14 protein-coding genes are annotated in these 18,265 nt (G+C 49.7%); 12 read left to right on the top strand and 2 right to left on the bottom strand.

The features are described from left to right. Nucleotides 1-13: 13 nt before the first annotated feature. The 8 genes from F4V51_RS04860 (at nt 14) to F4V51_RS04895 (ending at nt 9,683) form a co-directional block, all read left to right on the top strand. Nucleotides 14-1,090 carry a response regulator gene (locus F4V51_RS04860; protein WP_153977090.1) on the top strand — a complete coding sequence of 359 codons (1,077 nt, stop codon included), beginning with the start codon at nt 14-16 and terminating at the stop codon, nt 1,088-1,090. Between the two features lie 270 nt (nt 1,091-1,360). After that, entirely contained in the window at nt 1,361-2,278 is a 918-nt protein-coding gene (locus F4V51_RS04865; RefSeq protein ID WP_167301724.1) for an ABC transporter permease, read from the top strand. A gap of 14 nt (nt 2,279-2,292) precedes the next feature. Next, the gene (locus F4V51_RS04870; RefSeq protein WP_153977092.1) at nt 2,293-3,162 is read left to right on the top strand and encodes a carbohydrate ABC transporter permease; all 870 of its coding nucleotides are present in this window, start codon (nt 2,293-2,295) and stop codon (nt 3,160-3,162) included. A gap of 68 nt (nt 3,163-3,230) precedes the next feature. Continuing rightward, nucleotides 3,231-4,886, top strand: coding sequence for an extracellular solute-binding protein (locus tag F4V51_RS04875; protein ID WP_162009895.1), 1,656 nt, complete (start codon nt 3,231-3,233; stop codon nt 4,884-4,886). Between the two features lie 261 nt (nt 4,887-5,147). Beyond that, a complete protein-coding gene (locus F4V51_RS04880) occupies nt 5,148-6,920 on the top strand; it encodes an ABC transporter ATP-binding protein (RefSeq protein ID WP_153977094.1) in 1,773 nt (590 codons plus the stop codon). After that, nucleotides 6,901-8,742 carry an ABC transporter ATP-binding protein gene (locus F4V51_RS04885; RefSeq protein ID WP_153977095.1) on the top strand — a complete coding sequence of 614 codons (1,842 nt, stop codon included), beginning with the start codon at nt 6,901-6,903 and terminating at the stop codon, nt 8,740-8,742. Before F4V51_RS04880 ends, F4V51_RS04885 begins: the two co-directional genes overlap by 20 nt. A gap of 265 nt (nt 8,743-9,007) precedes the next feature. Further along, entirely contained in the window at nt 9,008-9,322 is a 315-nt protein-coding gene (locus F4V51_RS04890) for a hypothetical protein (RefSeq protein WP_153977096.1), read from the top strand. Nucleotides 9,323-9,374: 52 nt separating this feature from the next. Continuing rightward, on the top strand, nt 9,375-9,683 hold the full coding sequence (locus F4V51_RS04895) for a hypothetical protein (protein ID WP_153977097.1): 309 nt from the start codon (nt 9,375-9,377) through the stop codon (nt 9,681-9,683). Nucleotides 9,684-9,740: 57 nt separating this feature from the next. On the opposite strand, the gene F4V51_RS04900 is transcribed toward F4V51_RS04895, so the two are convergent. Next, a complete protein-coding gene (locus F4V51_RS04900) occupies nt 9,741-11,345 on the bottom strand; it encodes a bifunctional metallophosphatase/5'-nucleotidase (protein WP_153977098.1) in 1,605 nt (534 codons plus the stop codon). Nucleotides 11,346-11,597: 252 nt separating this feature from the next. Between F4V51_RS04900 and F4V51_RS04905 the strand changes: the two genes are divergently transcribed. The 4 genes from F4V51_RS04905 (at nt 11,598) to phnE (F4V51_RS04920) (ending at nt 15,212) form a co-directional block, all read left to right on the top strand. After that, entirely contained in the window at nt 11,598-12,584 is a 987-nt protein-coding gene (locus F4V51_RS04905; RefSeq protein ID WP_153977099.1) for a phosphate/phosphite/phosphonate ABC transporter substrate-binding protein, read from the top strand. 176 nt (nt 12,585-12,760) lie between these two features. Further along, entirely contained in the window at nt 12,761-13,558 is a 798-nt protein-coding gene (gene phnC / locus F4V51_RS04910) for a phosphonate ABC transporter ATP-binding protein (RefSeq protein WP_153977100.1), read from the top strand. Beyond that, nucleotides 13,555-14,409 (top strand): phosphonate ABC transporter, permease protein PhnE, encoded by an 855-nt coding sequence (gene phnE, locus F4V51_RS04915; RefSeq protein WP_153977101.1) that lies wholly within the window; start codon nt 13,555-13,557, stop codon nt 14,407-14,409. The genes phnC and phnE (F4V51_RS04915) overlap by 4 nt, the downstream gene beginning before the upstream one ends. Beyond that, a complete protein-coding gene (gene phnE, locus F4V51_RS04920) occupies nt 14,406-15,212 on the top strand; it encodes a phosphonate ABC transporter, permease protein PhnE (protein ID WP_095361135.1) in 807 nt (268 codons plus the stop codon). Before phnE (F4V51_RS04915) ends, phnE (F4V51_RS04920) begins: the two co-directional genes overlap by 4 nt. 240 nt (nt 15,213-15,452) lie before the next feature. Here the strand turns inward: phnE (F4V51_RS04920) and F4V51_RS04925 are convergent, their stop codons facing one another. After that, complete coding sequence (locus F4V51_RS04925) at nt 15,453-18,257, bottom strand: chitinase N-terminal domain-containing protein (protein ID WP_416226514.1); 2,805 nt, start codon at nt 18,255-18,257, stop codon at nt 15,453-15,455. Between the last annotated feature and the right edge of the window lie 8 nt (nt 18,258-18,265).

An 18,265-nucleotide genomic window follows, 5' to 3' on the forward strand; every position in this document is an offset into this window, starting at 1 on the left:
AGGAGCAGGTGCTGTGAATGGACGAATGCTTGTAGTCGATGATGAAGCGTTATTCCGTCAGGGGCTAATTCATCTGGTTCGGAACAACCCTCTTGGATGGGAGGTTGTGGGAGAAGCTGCTGATGGAGAAGAAGCGATTCAGGCAGTGCACAGCTGTACGCCTGATCTGATAATTACGGATATTAACATGCCTGTGATGGATGGTCTGGACTTGGCTGAACGCATACATGAGAGCGGGCGGGATATCATGATTATCATTTTGACAGGGTATCGTGAATTCGAATATGCACAGCGTGCCATCCGCTATGGAGCCATTGAATTTTTGCTCAAGCCGTTCTCCCTCGATGAAGCATGCAAGGTGCTGCGCAAGGCACATGAACGATATCGCCGGAAGCAGTCGGACATCCGAATCAGGGAGCAATACCACCAGGTGGACCGTACCGAGAGATGGCGCGAAGAACTGGCTTCAATGCTGCTTCATCAGCAATTTGAGGAGATGATCATTTGGGTGGAGGGCCTGCTGGAGGAAGCTGCCCGAATGCCACTGCCCCAATGCAAATCCGAGATTCACTTGCTTATGAAAGTCTTGACGGACATGCTTGCACAGCAGCTTCAGCCACAGGAGTCCGGGAGATTGGACACATTCGGTCCAGATCCGCTGCTGTGGATTCATACCGTGCCCGAAGTCATTGCATGGGCTCGCTCGAAGAGTGAAGAGTGGATGGATATGATGATGCGCCTGACCCGGGAACAGCAGGATCATGTGATCACACGTGTCATTCGGTATATTGAGATGAATTACGCCGGAAGCTGTACGCTGCAGGCTGCCGCTGTTCATGCGCATGTGACGCCAAACTACCTGAGCTATTTGTTCAAAAAGGAGACCGGACAAGGCTTCAGCCAGTATGTCAGCAAACGCCGGATCGAGAAAGCGAAACTGCTGCTGCACAGCACCCGGCAGAGCATGGCGGATATAGCAGAACAGACAGGCTTCGATAACTCAAGCTATTTCACTACCGTATTTAAACAGGCCACTGGATTGTCTCCTCGCGAATATCGTAAGCAGGGCGCTGGAGATCACCACGAGTAGCGCCTGTTCTTATGTGTTTAACTGCCAAGATCAGATCATAAGGAATCTGTATGGGATCCATACAGCCTCGTTTTCCAAGGACAACCCCACCATGTGGGGTTATTTTTGCGTAGAAATTTTAAAAAGGATCGTTAAATAACAAATGTTTACGCTTACATTTTTATCTAAAATACAGCTATAACACATCAGCAGCAGCAGAGAGGAGTGATGAATATGAAAGGCGAGCTGGCCGCTGGAACGCCATCCGGAGTACAACCACCGGATCATGAAATGAAGCATCGAATCAGGCAGCAGCGGCTGAGACGGTTCAAGACCAATATTCCGTTAATCCTGATGTTTATTCCGGTGATCCTGTTTTACCTGACCTTTCGTTATGCTCCCATCGGAGGACTCGTCATGGCCTTCAAGGACTATAACTTCTATGACGGGCTCTGGCATAGTCCATGGGTAGGCTTTCAACATTTCCAGACGCTGTTCAGCGATCCGCGCACGGTGGAGATCATCCGTAACACCTTGTTCCTCAGTCTGTTAAGCATCGTCGTAGGATTCCCCATTCCCATTATCCTGGCCATTATGCTCAATGAAGTGAGAAACATGGCCTTCAAGCGGACGGTGCAGACCGTGGTCTACATGCCGCACTTCTTCTCCTGGGTCATTATTGCGATGATGATCATGACGGTTTTCTCATTGGAAAACGGGATCGTAAACCGCTGGGTAGAAGCTTGGACAGGTGAACCTTACCCGTTTATGTACAACAAGGGCTCCTGGATTGCTGTGTTCGTCGGGTCAGGGATATGGAAGGACATGGGCTTCAACGCCATCATATTTCTGGCCGCACTAACGACCATCGATCCGAGCCAATACGAGGCTGCACAGATGGATGGGGCGAGCAAAATGCGTCAGATCTGGCATGTGACCCTTCCGGGAATACGTTCGACGATTATTCTTCTGCTCATTCTGTCGATGGGCCGGGTGATGGAGGTCGGCTTCGACCAGGTCTATATGCTCCAAAATTCCAATGTCAACGAGGTTGCTGATGTCATCAGTACGTATATTTATCGCACGGGTCTTCAGGGGGCACAGTTCAGCCTGACGACGGCGATGGGATTGTTCGAATCCCTGGTGGCCTTTATTCTCATCTTTTGTGCGAACTACATTGCACGCCGATTCAACGAAGGTTTGTGGTAGGGAGGGAGAACAGCATGAGAAAAACCAGAGGAGAAAAAGTCTTTTATCTGATCAATTATGTGTTGTTATCATTGGTTGCCGTCAGCTGCATCCTGCCTCTTCTGAATATCATTGCTTTGTCTTTCAGTGATGCAAGAGCCGTCGTGTCCGGTAACGTGGGGTTATGGCCAGTCGATTTCACCTGGTTCTCCTATCACAGCCTGATTACAGGGACGCCGATTCTGAACGCGTTCTGGAACAGTGTGGAGATTACGTTAATCGGTACAGGGCTCAGCATGGCCGTGACCATTATGGCGGCATATCCGCTGTCACGGAGGCACTTTTATCACCGGCGATTTTTTACGATGGCGATGGTGTTCACGATGATTTTTAACGGTGGACTCATTCCGACTTACCTGGTGGTGCAAAACCTGGGGCTGGTGAATAGTTACGGTGCACTCTGGCTGCCTGGCCTGGTGAGCACGTATAACATGCTGATCATGCGCTCCTATTTTGAAAATCTGCCCGGGGAAGTAGACGAGGCGGCTCGCATGGACGGTTGTGGTGAGCTGGGACTGTTGTTTCGCATTGTACTGCCGCTATCCAAACCTTTGCTGGCGACCATTGCTCTCTTTTACGGCGTGGGGTACTGGAATTCGTTCATGAGCGTGATGATCTACATCAACGATACATCCAAATACAACATGACTGTACTGGTCCAGAATATGATTATGTCCAATCTGAACGTACAGGACTTTACCGATCCAACGATGATTTCGAATCTGACACCGGAAGGTATTCGGGCAGCAGCCGTGATTGTGATGGTCATTCCCATTTTGGTGGTATATCCGTTTTTGCAGAAGTACTTTGTCAAAGGGGTTATGCTTGGTTCGATCAAAGGGTAAGACAGGCGAGCGGGATTTGGTCATTTTGCATGGGTGTCATATTACAGGAGAGAAAGAGGGTCTTATCTATGGCGTTAACGATGAAGGCATGGATGAAGTCGAGTCTCGTTCTGGGCTTGATCGGCGGTTTGCTGGCAGGCTGTACAGGTGGGGCTGGCAGTGAGCAGGCAGAAGGCGAAGGCAGCAGAGGGAACATCACATCAACGATCTATGATCGAGGTGCGGTTCCGAGCGGTATGGGCACGATTGAAGATAATATGTGGTCCAAGTGGATTAACGAGAACGGACCGGCAAATGTCAAATATACAGCAGTCCCCCGCTGGGAATCCCAGTCCAAGTTAAACGTATTATTTGCTTCAGGCAGCGCGCCGGATGTCATTTTCGAATTCGGTACGCCCATCCGCAATACCCTGTTTAATCAGAAACAGCTTATGCCGCTGGATGACTTGATCGAGAACTCCAGCGTGGAATACAAAGCACTCATGGAGAAATATCCTCAGCTGAAGAAGGCCGGCATCAAAAGCGATGGCAAGTTGTACGAGGTCGGACGCATGAATGAGGTATTTCCACTGACCAGCTTTTTCATCCGGGAAGACTGGTTGGAGAAGCTGAACCTGGAGGTGCCGACGAACGAGGAAGAGATGCTTGCTGTCGCCAAAGCCTTCACGGAAAATGATCCGGATGGAAATGGCGCGAATGATACATATGGCATCGGCGGGTTTCAATTTGGGGATACAGCAGGCCTGTTCCGCTATATGTTCAATGCCAACTGGGTCAATGTAGAGAATGGTGAAGTTGTTGTGGGTCCAAACCACATGAAGGAAGCGACTGTATTTAAACGTGCCTTGTTTGAAGCAGGCGTGGTAGATAAGGACTTTCTGACCGATAAGGACGGTGCCAAGGCGAAGCAGGATTTCCTGAATGGCAAAATCGGCATGTATGCTGCCATGACATCGGATTATACGGGTTTTGCGGCGAAAGAACTGGATACGCTGATGCAGAATGTTCCGGAAGCTAAACTAAAAGTCATCGCGCTGCCAACCACTTCGGTTGGACAGTACACGATGGTATGGAACAACCCGGTGCAGATGACGGCGGTCGTGAATGCACGTGCCAAAAATCCCGAAGCGGTCATGAAGTATATTGATTTTTTAACCAAAACAGAGTCCGGTCGAACCTTCAAAAATGGATTTGAAGGTACGCATTACACCCTGAACGAGCAAGGTTGTCCGCGTATCTCCGATCAGGAGAAATACAAGCAGGAGATTAGCTGGGCAGGGGACTACGCCATGATGTACAGCCGCCTGGAGGAAGGCAAATGCGGGTATACCGAAATGCTGTTCAGCGAGGAAATCCCATCCCAGAAGGAAGGGCTGCGACTGTTCAAGGAAGCAAGGGAAGTATACATGACGAATCTTCCGGTCGGAGAGGGCGTGACCCACTCGGAACATATGCCGCAGCTGCCGAAGGAGCTTCAGGTGAAGCTGACCAATGTAACGACAGCCATCAACGATATTTTCACACGCTCCATCATCGGGGGCAGCAAGTATACGGTGGAACAGGCTGCGGCGGAAGCCCAGCAGAAGTGGGAGCAAGGCGGAGGGCCAGAGATCGAAGCGTGGTACAAAGACTGGTGGAGCAAGGAAAAGGATAATGTGCTGGTATGGGACGATTTCTATGAAATCTATGAACAGCAGCAGGCTGATTTTAAGAAGTCGGAGTGAACAGATTCTTATATAGTTAATGATTCAGCCTGGGCCTATCGCCCAGGTTTTTTTCCTTAATGGATATCCTCTTGTCCATTTCAGGTTAATAATGAGAAGGAAAGAAGATATTAGCGATTCCAACCTGTAAAATGAGATATAATAATCGTATTGGGTACGTGAAATTTTACATAGAGTTTAAGAAAGAGACTAACGGAGCTGGCTGCGTAGACACAAAAATGAGTCACGGTAATCTAGCGCTCCGGTGCCGGAGGAATGGTAATGATCAAGCTGTTGTACTACTTGAAGAAGTATCGGGTTGCCGCGATCGCTGCACTGGTCATGATGCTGATTGAACTCGCGGTGGAACTTGCTCAGCCTTACCTGATCTCCAAAATTATTGACAACGGGATACAGCAAGGAGATCTGTCTGTGGTTTGGTTGTGGGGCGGCGTTCTTGTAGGCAGTGCCGTCGTGGCATTTGCTGCCGGAATCGCCAGTTCATTTTTTGCATCACATGCGAGTCTCGGGTTCGGTTATGATCTGCGGGAGAAGCTGTATGACAAAGTGCAAGCGTTCTCGTACGCCGTATTTAACCGATTCGCCACGTCGTCGTTGATTACCCGATTAACCGGGGACGTGACCCAGGTACAGGATACAGTCTTTATGAGTCTGCGATTCATGACCCGTGTGCCGCTCGTGGTTATCGGAAGCATGATTATGGCCGTCGTGGTGAACCCAAAGCTGGGCCTGCTGCTTGTGGTGATGGTACCTGTACTGCTCGTATTTGTCATCTGGATGATCAAAAAGGCCGCGCTGCTGTTCCGCAATGTGCAGCGCAGGCTGGATGCCGTCAACGGTGTCATCCAGGAGAATTTGACAGGCATTCGGCTGATCCGGGTCTTCGTCCGGATGGGCCATGAGATTGAACGCTTTGCCGGATTCAGCGGCAAGCTGATGAAGGGCACGATCTCCGCGCTGCGCCTGACGGAGACCACGATGCCATTCATGCTGCTCATGATGAATGGCTGCATCATCGCCGTGCTCTGGTTTGGACGGCGTGACATTTCGACCGGTAGCGCAAGCGTCGGTGAAGTGGTCGCGGTCATCAATTATTTGCTCCGCACCATTGGGGCCATGTCTGCCTTGTCCTGGATTCTGGTGACCTTCTCCAGAGCCAGTGCTTCAGCGCAGCGAATCAACGAAGTTTTTGATACAGAGGATCCATCGGAGGCTGCTCAGAAGTCAGTTGCAGCTCAAGACCAGGCAGCTGGAACGCAGGTTAAGCGAGCTAACGCTGTTCAAGGCGCAGTCGAATTTCGAAGTGTAGGATTCAGCTATCCAAACAGTGACATTACGGTCCTGGAGGATATTACGTTCTCTGCCAAACGAGGGGAGCGCATCGCCATTATGGGTGCAACAGGATCAGGTAAATCCTCACTCGTACAGCTGATTCCAAGGTTGTATACCGAGGATCAGGGCAAGGTGTTCATTGATGGCACGGATGCAGACCAACTGGCGATCCCAACATTGCGGGGCGCAATTGGTTATGTACCACAGGAGGTGGTACTCTTCACGGGTTCCGTGCGGGATAACATTGCCTGGGGACGGGAGGACGCTACGCTCGAAGAGATTAAGGAAGCCGCGAAGCGTGCCCAGATTCACGACACGATTGAGAAGCTCCCGAACGGATATGATACTCAGCTGGGTCAGCGCGGGGTTAACTTGTCCGGTGGTCAGAAGCAGCGTCTGTCCATTGCACGTGCATTGATCAGACGTCCGAGCATTCTGATTTTGGATGACAGCACCAGTGCACTCGATGTGGCAACGGAAGCCAGGTTGCTGGATGCGCTGGAAGAGCTGTCATGTACAACCTTTATTATCACCCAGAAGATCAGCTCAACGACCTCTGCAGATCTGATTCTGCTGCTGGACGATGGGCGTCTGATTGGGCAGGGAAAACATGAAGACCTTATGGATTCGTCCGAGCTGTATCGTCGAATCTACGGATCACAATACGGGGAGGGTACACCGCATGTTCAAAGCGTTCATTGAACCTTTCCGTCAGCCTCCGCCGCCACTGGATCCCGAAACGCTAAAAGCAGGTGGTGGTCGCAAGCCGAAGGCACGGGCGAAGAACTGGTCCGGTACACTGGGCCGGATCTGGACTTACTTGGCCCGCCGCAAAGTGAAGCTGACGCTGGTACTGCTGATGGTATTTGCCAGTTCGGCACTGGCGTTGCTTGGTCCGTACATGGTCGGCGTGGCCGTGGACAATTATATGGATGGAGAAGCGACAAGCTCCAGCTGGATGACGTTTTTGTTGGGACTCGCAGCAGTGTACGTGCTGTTCTCGCTCACATCCTGGCTGCAAAATATATGGATGATTGAAATCGCGCAGGAGACCATTTTCCGGATGCGTTACGATCTGTTCTCCCATCTGCACAAGCTGCCGATTCCATTCTTCGGCAAACGTCAGCAGGGTGAGATCATGAGCCGGGTTACGAATGACATCGAGAATGTCAGCGGTACGCTGAACAGCTCAGCCATTCAGATTTTCTCCAGTGTGTTGACGCTGCTGGGAACGTTTGGCGTGATGCTCTGGTTAAGTCCATTGCTGACCTTGCTGACATTTATCGTCGTACCGCTGATGGCGATTGGCATGCGCTGGATTACACGTCGAACCGGACCGCTTTTCAAAGAACGTCAGCGTAATCTGGGTGAACTTAACGGGTATATCGAGGAGACCTTGTCGGGACAACGAATCATCAAGGCCTTCTCCCAAGAAGAGCGGGTGGTTCGTGGATTCGAAGAGCGGAATACACGAATCCGGGTATCCGGTTTTTGGGCACAGACGATTTCCGGTTTTATCCCCAAACTGATGAATGGATTGAACAACCTGAGCTTTGCTATCGTTGCAGGGATCGGGGGGATTTTGGCCATCCAGGGTACGGTTACCGTTGGGGTCATTATCATCTTTGTGGAGTATGCTCGTCAGTTCACTCGTCCGCTCAATGACCTGGCGAACCAGTGGAATACGCTGCTGTCCGCCATTGCCGGGGCTGAGCGAGTGTTCGAAGTATTGGATGAGGACGAGGAAGCGAAGGATGAGGGTGCTGCGGTATCTCTAGCAAAAGTTGAAGGTGCGGTGCGCTTCGATAAGGTCTCCTTCGGATACGATGAGGGACGCAACATTTTGCATGAGATCAGCTTCGAGGCGAAGCCGGGTGAGATGATTGCCCTGGTAGGGCCGACAGGGGCAGGGAAAACAACCTTGATTCAGCTATTGTCCCGCTTCTATGATCCGACAGCGGGAATGTTGACTGTGGATGGACGGGACATTACGACCATTCGGCGTGAAAACCTGCGTTCACATATGGCGTTTGTCCTTCAGGATTCATTCTTGTTCCAAGGGACGATTCGGGAAAATATCCGATTTGGCCGTCTGGATGCAACAGACGAAGAAGTGGAAGAAGCTTCAAGACTGGCCAATGCTCACTCATTCATTATGCGCATGAAGGATGGGTATGATAAAGTGCTTCAGGCAGACGGGAGCGGCATTAGTCAGGGACAAAAACAGCTGCTTGCCATTGCCCGGGCAATTCTGGCTGATCCGTCCATCCTCGTATTGGATGAGGCGACCAGCAGCATTGATACCGTTACGGAGATCAAAATCCAGGAGGGATTACAGCGGCTGATGCAGGGCCGTACCAGCTTCGTCATTGCCCACAGGCTGAACACCATTCGGCAGGCAGACCGGATTCTGGTGCTGAAGGATGGACAGCTGCTGGAACAAGGCTCGCATGATGTGCTGCTTGAGCAGGGCGGCTTTTACAGTGAACTGTATTACAGTCAGCTGCGCAAGAAAGCGCAATAGTAGTCTGAGTCAGGGCAGGGGATCCATTCATATTAGATTTTATTATTGCAGCAAAAGAGCAGGGATGAGGGCATGAAGCCCTTGATTCCCTGCTCTTTGCCGATTTGTCTAAGGTGTGGAAAAGCGTGGCGCCGAGCCAGGCTAAGGGAGAAGACAGGAAATATAGACAGAAGATCGTATTGAATTTTCTGGAAAATATAACCGTGACGATATGTCATCTTCAGGATATACTGGAACGAGATGTGTTTCAGGAGGTTCTTGTGGCATGAAAAATGCAAAAGTCGCTTACTCGCTCTTCTTTTTCAATGCAATCTATCTAATCACTTTGCTTGGATACCCGGTGGTGCTCATGCTTTGTGTGTTTATGTTTGATGCGCCGACTTCATACGACTATATATCCAACTATATAACGGTCTATATTATGGCCTCATATCCTGTTGCTGTTCTCTTGTCACTCAGCTGTTGGATTTTTTATCATGCACGTAAATTTAAATGGGCCCTGGTTATCGGTAATTTATTGTTGTTCTGGGTTGCGGCAATCATATTGGTCGGCATTGCCTCCAGTATTGTTTCGTTTTAGGTCATAGCTAGAATCAATGAAATGAGATTGTGTTTCCGGGAGGTCGTTAATTGTGAAAAATCGTACCGTAGCATACTGGCTTTTATCCATCAACGCCATCAATTTGATTACTCTCGTAGCCTATCCTTATATGTTAATTATCAGTTTCTATATGTTCGCCAGCAGCAATACAGATGATTACATACTGGAGTACATTGCCGCAGGGGTGCTGGCTACGTATCCGGTTCCCGTCCTTGCATCATTCACTTGCTGGGTATTCTATAAGAACTATAAGTTCAAAGCTGCATTAATGATGGCAAATTTGCTACTGGTTTGGGTGGCGGTCCTGCTGCTGGCTGCGCTTGCTTCTACCGTGATATAGGTTAAAAGCAAATTGAAAAGGCATAACCTTCATACGCGAAGGTTATGCCTTTTTTGACTATCCGCCGATTACACGCCAATTATTCGACTGCTCCACTTTCAGTGGTTGATGTCTGCGAATATAGTCTTCCACTAGTGACGCCATATCTGTGGCGCCTTCATGCAGTACCTTTTTGCCAGGATACATGGCGTAATCTCCGCCACCTGCCGCACGGTAGCTGTTCATCACGACAGAGTACGTCCCCTCCATATCAAGTGGTTTACCTTCACGTTCCAGTCGGACCACTCGCCTCCCCACAGGCTTTGATATGTCCAGCTCGTATTCGAGGCCTGCCCACATATCATAGTTGTAATGCTGCGGTTTCGGAGTCATATAGGCCGGATTGACCACCACTTCACCGGAAGCGTTCAATTCAAAATAGCGTGCTGTTTGCTCCAGCGCATCCCGAATGTCCTGACCGCTTAACTCCAATACCGTCAATGTGTTGGGATATATAAAGTTGGATAACACATCCCTCACCGTAATGCGGGGGCCGAAGCCGCGGGCTTCTTCACTGAGCAGTGCCGTATTGGAAAGTTCAGCTCCGGTTGCTTCCATCTGTACCTGGTGTACAAAGGTAATAAAAGGATGAGATGCGAGCCGCAGAGCAGTGACATCGTTGATGGACAAGTCCCCGGCTACATCGCCAATCGGCTGATCGAGCCATGCTTGAGCTGCAGCTTCCAAGTCTTCCGTTAGATCCATGACAACAGCATCGGGCTGTACATGGCTGTTCTCATCCAGAAGCAGCAAACGAGCTTCTTTCCCCGTAATCTTCCACGTTCCGTCTGTATGCTGTGCTAACTGAACGGATACATGTCCTGCACCATTTCCGCTGAAGCCTGGTTGTATGACAGTCACGCCATGAATATCGGCGGTAAGCTGGCGATGCTGATGCCCCGTGAGGAGTACATCAATGCCTTCGATGTCACGGCAGATGGCATAGGCCTGGTTTTCTCCGGTTAACCGTTCGGCAGGCTCACCGCTCTCCAGATCACACTCAAATCCGCCATGATAACTGACCACCATCACGTCTGGCCGCTCGTGCTCGCGAATGTAATCAACCCATTTTCGAATGGTCTCCAATGCGTCAAGGAACTGTAAACCTTCGATATTTTTTGGATGCTCCCAGTTCGGAATATAGTGAGTGGTTGCACCAAGCAGAGCTACTTTAACACCAGAAGCTAAGATCTTGATGAGGTAAGGAGGGCCATACGCCGGTACATCCGGCTGTTCGCAGCTTACAATATTGGCGGACAACCATGGAAATTGGGAGGCATCAACGGCTCCGCGCAGCAACTCCTGACCATAGTTAAATTCATGATTGCCCATCACAGCAGCGTCATAGCCCAGTTCATTCAAAACATTGATGAAGGGATGAATATGGCTATCCGAATTCATGGAGGCGGCATATGAGGCCAAAGGAGAGCCTTGCAGCAAATCGCCGTTATCCACCAGCATGAGTTCGGGTGATCGTTCACGCTCCTTGCGGATCAGCGAAGCGAGTAGGGCAAGACCTGCTGGACGGTACGCATTGGTATTGTAATGAATGGGACGGATGGCCCCGTGAAGATCACTGGTGAACAGGATGTCGAAATTAGACGTGCGGGTTATGGATGTCATTTTACAATCTCCTCTAATATATAAATATGAATATATGGAATCACAGGCTGGTTTGCCAATGATTAACGAGTGAAGATCAGCCTCTGTACCTATATCTTCAACCATAATGAGCCTATTCTAACAGATGAAACTTCGTCTGACAGCCTGACAGGAAACTTTACAAAACTCCAAATTTCGTTTCACATCGCGCAAATATTTGCCAATTATAGTAGACAAGTATTGAAAAATAGAAACTCTTTGGAGGGTGTTCGCTTGAAGAAGTCCGCTTTATTTTTACCATTGTTGATTTTGGTTCTGTTTCTAAGTGCTTGTGGGTCTAGCAGTACAACGGGTTCGGCTAACGAGACGAATTCGAGTTCCAATGCTTCCGGTGCATCTACCGATACGGCAGAAACAAACAAAGAAGCCGAAGGGTATGTACCAACCGAGTTGACTGTGCAGTTCGTTCCATCCCAGAATGCAGACACCCTTGAAGCGAAAGCAAAACCGCTTGAGAAATTGCTGGGCGACAAACTGGGCATTCCGGTAAAAGTCAGCGTATCCACTGACTACAACACAATTATCGAAGCGATGGCTTCCAATAAAGTAGACGTGGGCTTCCTGCCACCAACGGCTTATGTACTGGCAAAAGAAAAAGGTGCAGCACAAGTTATTCTGCAGGCACAACGTTTTGGCGTTAATGATGAGACAGGTGCTCCAACGGAAGAACTGGCTGATTCCTATAAATCCATGTTTATCGTGAAAAAAGATTCGCCAATCCAATCCATTGAAGAACTGAAAGGCAAAAAGATTGCCTACCAAAACGTAACTTCTTCCGCAGGTTATGTATGGCCGGCAGGTCTGCTGCTGGACAGAGGCATTGATCCACTGAAAGACGTAACTCCTGTAACGGTAAAGGGTCATGACCAAGGTGTTATCGCTGTACTGAACGGTGACGTTGATGCAGCTGCTATTTTCCAAGATGCACGTAACACGGTTTCCAAAGACTACCCAACGGTATTCGAAGATACACGTGTACTGGCGTTCACAGAGCCAATTCCTAACGACACGATCGCTGTACGTACAGACATGAATGCGGACTGGACAAGTAAAATCAAACAGGCGTTCATCGACATCGGTACAGATCCGGAAGGTCATGAAATCATCAAGGAAATCTATACGCATGAAGGTTATGTAGAGTCTGATGACAGCAAGTTTGAAATCGTTCGTCAATACGGCGAAAAAGTAAAAACCGAGTAGTCTTTGTTACAAGTAGACATTTGAAATATGTAGATGGTGTCATTCGTTTCCAATGAATGTAACAGATGTATTCGCAGTGCGGACAGGCCAGTTCAGCGTGATATACGCTGCACTGGCTTGTCCCGTTACTGCCTGCAACGAAATAGAACTCTATTAATGAAAGAAGGATTAATGTCATGATTGAGCTTCGCAACGTAACCAAAACGTACGCCAATGGCACCAAAGGCCTGAATAATATCAATCTTACCTTTAAGCAGGGTGAATTCATTGCGGTAGTAGGCTTGTCCGGTGCAGGTAAATCCACGCTGCTGCGTTCCATCAATCGTCTCCACGATATCAGTGAAGGCGAAATCGTGATCAACGGCAGTTCCATCACGAAGGCACAGGGCAAGAGATTGCGCATGATTCGCCGGGATATCGGCATGATCTTCCAGAGCTTTAACCTGGTTAAACGCTCAAGTGTCCTGCGTAACGTTCTGGCGGGCCGCGTCGGTTATCATTCCACGATGCGTACCATTTTGGGCCGTTTTCCCAAAGAAGATACGGAACTGGCATTCGAAGCGCTCGAACGCGTGAACATTGCAGAGAAGGCATATTCCCGTGCAGATCAGCTGTCCGGCGGACAGCAGCAGCGGGTGGCTATTGCCCGCGTACTTGCACAGGAAGCGAAAATCATTTTGGCAGACGAACCGGTTGCTTCCCTGGATCCACTCACCACCAAACAAGTCATGGATGATTTAAAACGCATTAATCAGGAGCTCGGCATTACGACCATCGTTAACCTTCACTTTATTGATCTGGCAAGGGAGTATGCGACACGTATTGTCGGTTTGCGTGCAGGTGAAGTGGTGTTTGACGGTCCTGTGGAAGAGGCGACAGATGAGCGTTTTGCGGAGATCTATGGCAGACCGATTCTCGCAGACGAGTTGTTGGACAAACAGGTTGTAACCGAGCAGGGAGAAGTACTGGTATGAAGGGGCAGTCTGGCGCTTCACTTCATACACCACTAACGGGAGCGGGGAAGAAGCCCGGTTCCGGACCTGGACAGGTCGTCAATCGTCCCAAGCCACCCGGCCGCACCAAACATCTGCTCACGCTAGTTATCATCTTGCTGTTGTTGTGGGCCAGTGCCAAACAGACCGATGCGAGCTTCAGCGAGCTGCTCGAAGGATTCCCTAACATGTGGGATCTGCTGAAGGACATGTTTCCACCGAGATGGACCTATTTCGATAACATTGTTCAGGGCATGCTGGAGACCATTCGTATGGCTCTGATTGGCACCACCATTGGTGCAATTATTGCCATTCCAGTTTCGATTATCTGTGCAGGCAACCTGATGCCAAGCCGCTGGATCTACTATCCGGCCCGGTTTGTACTGAACCTGATTCGTACCGTACCCGATCTGCTGCTCGCTGCACTGTTTGTTGCTGTATTCGGTCTCGGCCCAATCCCGGGTATTCTGGCACTTGCCGTATTCTCCGTCGGACTGATTGCCAAGCTGACCTATGAAACGCTGGAAACGATTGATCAGGGACCGCTGGAAGCGATGACGGCTGTTGGCATGAACCGGATTCAACTGATCGTCTATGGTGTGGTACCACAATTGGCTGCCCAGTTTACGTCCTATGTTCTGTATGCCTTTGAGATCAATGTGCGTGCGGCTGCCATTCTTGGATTGGTAGGTGCAGGCGGTATTGGACTGTACTATGAAGCGACACTTGGATTCCTGGAATATGACAAAACGAGCGTAATCATTCTCTTTACCCTTGTTATTGTTCTAATCATTGATTATGTAAGTACTAAGCTGCGGGAGAAATTGTTATGATGAAAAATGAAACGAGCGTCATCCGGCGCAAACCTCGAAAAAACCCGCTTCGCTGGGTCATTGTGTTGCTGCTCATCCTGGTATATGCCTGGGCACTGGCAGGTGTACCGTTTACGGGCCTCAAGGAAACAGCCGGACAGATTATGAAGGCGATTATTGCCGGGATTTTCTCGCCTGACTGGGACTTTGTCTATTTGCCGGAAGGTGAAGATTTGCTGCGAGGATTGCTGGACACGCTGGCGATTTCGATCCTGGGAACCGTTATTTCAGCCGTGCTGTGTATTCCGTTTGCTTTCTGGTCTGCCAGAAACATGAGCCGCTTCCGCGGCATATCGGGTGCAGGGAAAATGGTGCTGAGCTTCATCCGTACCTTTCCTGAGATCATTATGGCTTTGCTGTTTATTAAGGCCGTAGGACCGGGTTCCTTCGCGGGTGTACTTGCCCTTGGACTGCATTCTATCGGGATGCTGGGTAAACTGTTTGCGGATGAAGTGGAAAATATCGATTATGGCCCTTCTGAAGCGCTGCTCGCTTCCGGAGCGACTCGTATGCAGCAGCTGTGGTTTGCCGTGCTGCCGCAAGTATTGCCTGGATTCCTCAACTACACATTGTATCGCTTCGAGATTAACGTACGTTCTGCAACCATTCTGGGTGTTATTGGGGCAGGGGGAATTGGTACACCGCTGATCTTCGCACTGAGCACGCGGAACTGGCCGCGAGTAGGGATTATCCTGCTGGGGATCATCGTGATGATCACGATCATTGACTTGATCTCGGGGTATATTCGGAAGAAGCTGGTGTAAGTTATAAGCATTCTTGGATTAACGATAGGCTATCACGTGCTGAATTATAAAGGCTCTGATAGCCTTTTTTTTGTTTTAACGAATCATTGATTCTCAGATGATCTATAAAGGTTTGTACCGTCTCAATTGAGTACAGATTAGCTCAGTAAAAGTCAGCACAACATGCATAAATAAAATAAAAAACCGAAACCAGGTTGCCCGGCATTGGGGCAACGGTTGGTTTCGGTTTTTCTATATCTCTTAGCTAGCCAAAGGCAGTGCTTTGGTAACTTGAACCGTAATTGTTTCGGTGCTTGTCACACCAGCTGAATTCACCAGCTCAGCACGGTACGTGTACGTTCCGTTGGCACGACCGGACAGGTCTGTTGCCGCGCTTTGAGCAGCTGGAGTTGCAGCTTTCAAGGTTTGAGTATCAATCAATACGTCATTCTCATAGAGGCGATACTCGGTTGCGTTTGTACCCCACCAGAGGTTCATGGTTACTTTGTAGCTGCCATCTCCATCCCAGTTGTCCTGGGAAAGGACTGCTTTGCCTGGGGCTGCATTGGCAACTTGAACCGTCAGTACTTCACTGCGAGTGGAACCGCTGGAGTTCGTCAACTCAGCCACATACGTATAGGTACCGTTGGCTTTGCCTGTAATCGTCGTTTTAGCGGATTGTGCTTGCGGAGAAGCACTGGTCAGCGTTTGCGAATCGATCAACACGCCGTCTTCGTACAATTTGTAGCTTGTTGCGTTTTCACCCCACCAGAGGTTCATGCTAACGGTATAGGATCCTTCAAGAAGACCATTGGTATGGCCATTATTGGAGGAAAGCACGGGTTTACCCGGTGCACCCGCCGAAGGAATCGAAGGCTCTTCACCGCCGCCTTCTTCCTCGGCAGCAGCAAAATCATTCAGGTTTCTTGGTTTCAATTGATATACATCCTTGAAGATGGCAGCCACACCGGTAACATTGATTTTGTCACCTGCTGCATATGGGAAGCTTGATTCAGTTACCCCTGTGCGTGTATCCACACGTACATGAGTGCTTGTCCCGTCTGCTGCAACTGCGTCAAATTCAAACGATCCAACAGGTGTTGCGCTGACGATGTTTTCAACCGTTACGTCTTTCAGTTGGATCAATTGTCCTTGATTGTTATCCGTTACTGTCGTTGCTTCAACAGGAGCCGGGATATCCGCTGTTCCTGTTTTCTCGATGGCAACAATGTCAGTCAGTTCGAACTCGGAGTTATACAGCGCCGTAGCTGCAGTAACCTTAACCTTGTCTCCTGCATGGAAACCGCTTGTACTTTGAAAGACATACAGTCCCCCCGTTTCATCCTGCAAGTAGAAGGATTGTCCACCAAAAGCGCCTGGTTCGGTAGTTACAACGCCCTCAACCGTTACCGTTGTTCCGGCTGTTTTGGCACGTGCTTCAGCAATGGTAATGGCTGCAGGAATCGGTCCTTCCTCTTCCGGAAGCTGCTCGGCTGGAACATTGCTGATCGTGACAGCATTCGTGATCAGGTTACTGCCGTTCAGGCGAAGACGCAAGTTCGCGGCACCGGAAGTTCCTGGCTTGATACGAACGTTCAGATCCTTGATCGCCCGGCCTTTGCTGTCGGAAGTTACGCTGAATGTGGAGCTGTAGCCATAGGAAGTCGGCCAAGTGCCGCTCTCATTCTGAATCATCGCTACTTGAGTTCCGCCAGTCAGATAAATTCCTGCACTGTACCCGGATACAGTTGTATTGGCAGGCATGTTTTCCACGACAACGCGAATCTGGAAGTCCTCTGCGTTAGGCAGTGTATCCTGTTTCACGAAGCTGTAGGACGCATTGGCGCTGGAAGCAGGTCCGCCATAGGAACCTGGTTTGAAGGTGGAGCTGTCATACCATTTGTAACCTGCAGCGGGTGCAGCCCAAGGCTCAGCCTGTGGCTCGGTGGAAGCTGCTGGTTGCTCGAATGCGAGCAATGCAGTTGGATTATCCAGTTCCAAACCGTTTACCTGGGTAAAATCGGTATAGTTTTCTTGCGTAGCAAGCCAGTTCACTGTATTAACGAGTAACGCAGCATCGTCAGCTTCTTTGAAACCATCATAGGTTGTTTTGCGTGCACCTGTCTCTTCACGCAAATATTTAGGAGATGCATCTTCTACCGGGGAGGAGTCTCCGATGAAGGCTGCTTTACCCGCGCCCAGTTTGGATACGGCTACGTAAGGACCTTCTTCGATTCCGCCGCCGTTGTAGACGCCTTGATCGACTGCATTATTCCATTTTGCATTGGTTTTTGGCAGATAGACGATCCCTTTTGCTTTTTCCGGATCAGTAATGGCAAGAGTTGAACCGGCATGCATGGCTACAGCCGATACCCCTTCCGTAATCCCGAAGGCTTGATCAGCCGGGACAATGATATTTGCATCGATATCCCCAAGTGCGTTATAGCGGAAACGTACACCAAAGTTTTCGGACAACCAGTCTGAGCTGGTTACATTTTGCATGGCTGCGGAGTTACGTTCCTCTGTGCTCATGCCTTTGGCTGGATCCTCAAAGGCACCCCGGCGATATCCATTAATTGCTTCGGAACCGTCCCAACGGTTTTTGTTGCGGTCGGCATTGTAGTGATCCCCGATGAAGAAGATGCTGCCGCCATTTTCCACATACTCTTTCATCGCTGCCTGCTCTGTCGTTTTGAACGGTACGTTAGGTTCAGCGATAACAAATACGTTATACTCCTTGAGATCGTCATAGGTAAAAGGGGTGGTCTTGCGCAGTTCTTTTACATAATACCCTTCATTTGCGAGTGCATTACCGAAGTCTGAGAAGCCGCCATCGATAACCCAGTCTGCAGCACCAGCCGTCTGTGCGTGCGAGTTATCGAACAATACCTTTTTGCCGGCATTTTCGTTCACCACTTTCGCCTGGATGAACGGTGCCGGATCCGTTGGACCCTCTGCGTGAACGGCAGCATTCCCATGCCATAATCCGACCTGAAGCGGTAAAGCCATGGACAATGCAAGGAGTGATTTTAACCATACTCCGCGCATGCTTGTCAATTTACCCAACCAAATCC

Source organism: Paenibacillus xylanilyticus, assembly GCF_009664365.1.
Classification (GTDB): Bacteria; Bacillota; Bacilli; order Paenibacillales; family Paenibacillaceae; genus Paenibacillus; species Paenibacillus xylanilyticus_A.

Bases quoted from the DNA above. Each gene is read 5' to 3' on its own strand.
- F4V51_RS04865 (WP_167301724.1), top strand. From the start codon at position 1,361: ATGAAGCATCGAATCAGGCAGCAGCGGCTGAGACGGTTCAAGACCAAT.
- F4V51_RS04870 (WP_153977092.1), top strand. From the start codon at position 2,293: ATGAGAAAAACCAGAGGAGAAAAAGTCTTTTATCTGATCAATTATGTG.
- F4V51_RS04875 (WP_162009895.1), top strand. From the start codon at position 3,231: ATGGCGTTAACGATGAAGGCATGGATGAAGTCGAGTCTCGTTCTGGGC.
- F4V51_RS04880 (WP_153977094.1), top strand. From the start codon at position 5,148: ATGATCAAGCTGTTGTACTACTTGAAGAAGTATCGGGTTGCCGCGATC.
- F4V51_RS04885 (WP_153977095.1), top strand. From the start codon at position 6,901: ATGTTCAAAGCGTTCATTGAACCTTTCCGTCAGCCTCCGCCGCCACTG.
- F4V51_RS04890 (WP_153977096.1), top strand. From the start codon at position 9,008: ATGAAAAATGCAAAAGTCGCTTACTCGCTCTTCTTTTTCAATGCAATC.
- F4V51_RS04900 (WP_153977098.1), bottom strand. From the start codon at position 11,345: ATGACATCCATAACCCGCACGTCTAATTTCGACATCCTGTTCACCAGT.
- phnC (WP_153977100.1), top strand. From the start codon at position 12,761: ATGATTGAGCTTCGCAACGTAACCAAAACGTACGCCAATGGCACCAAA.
- phnE (WP_153977101.1), top strand. From the start codon at position 13,555: ATGAAGGGGCAGTCTGGCGCTTCACTTCATACACCACTAACGGGAGCG.
- phnE (WP_095361135.1), top strand. From the start codon at position 14,406: ATGATGAAAAATGAAACGAGCGTCATCCGGCGCAAACCTCGAAAAAAC.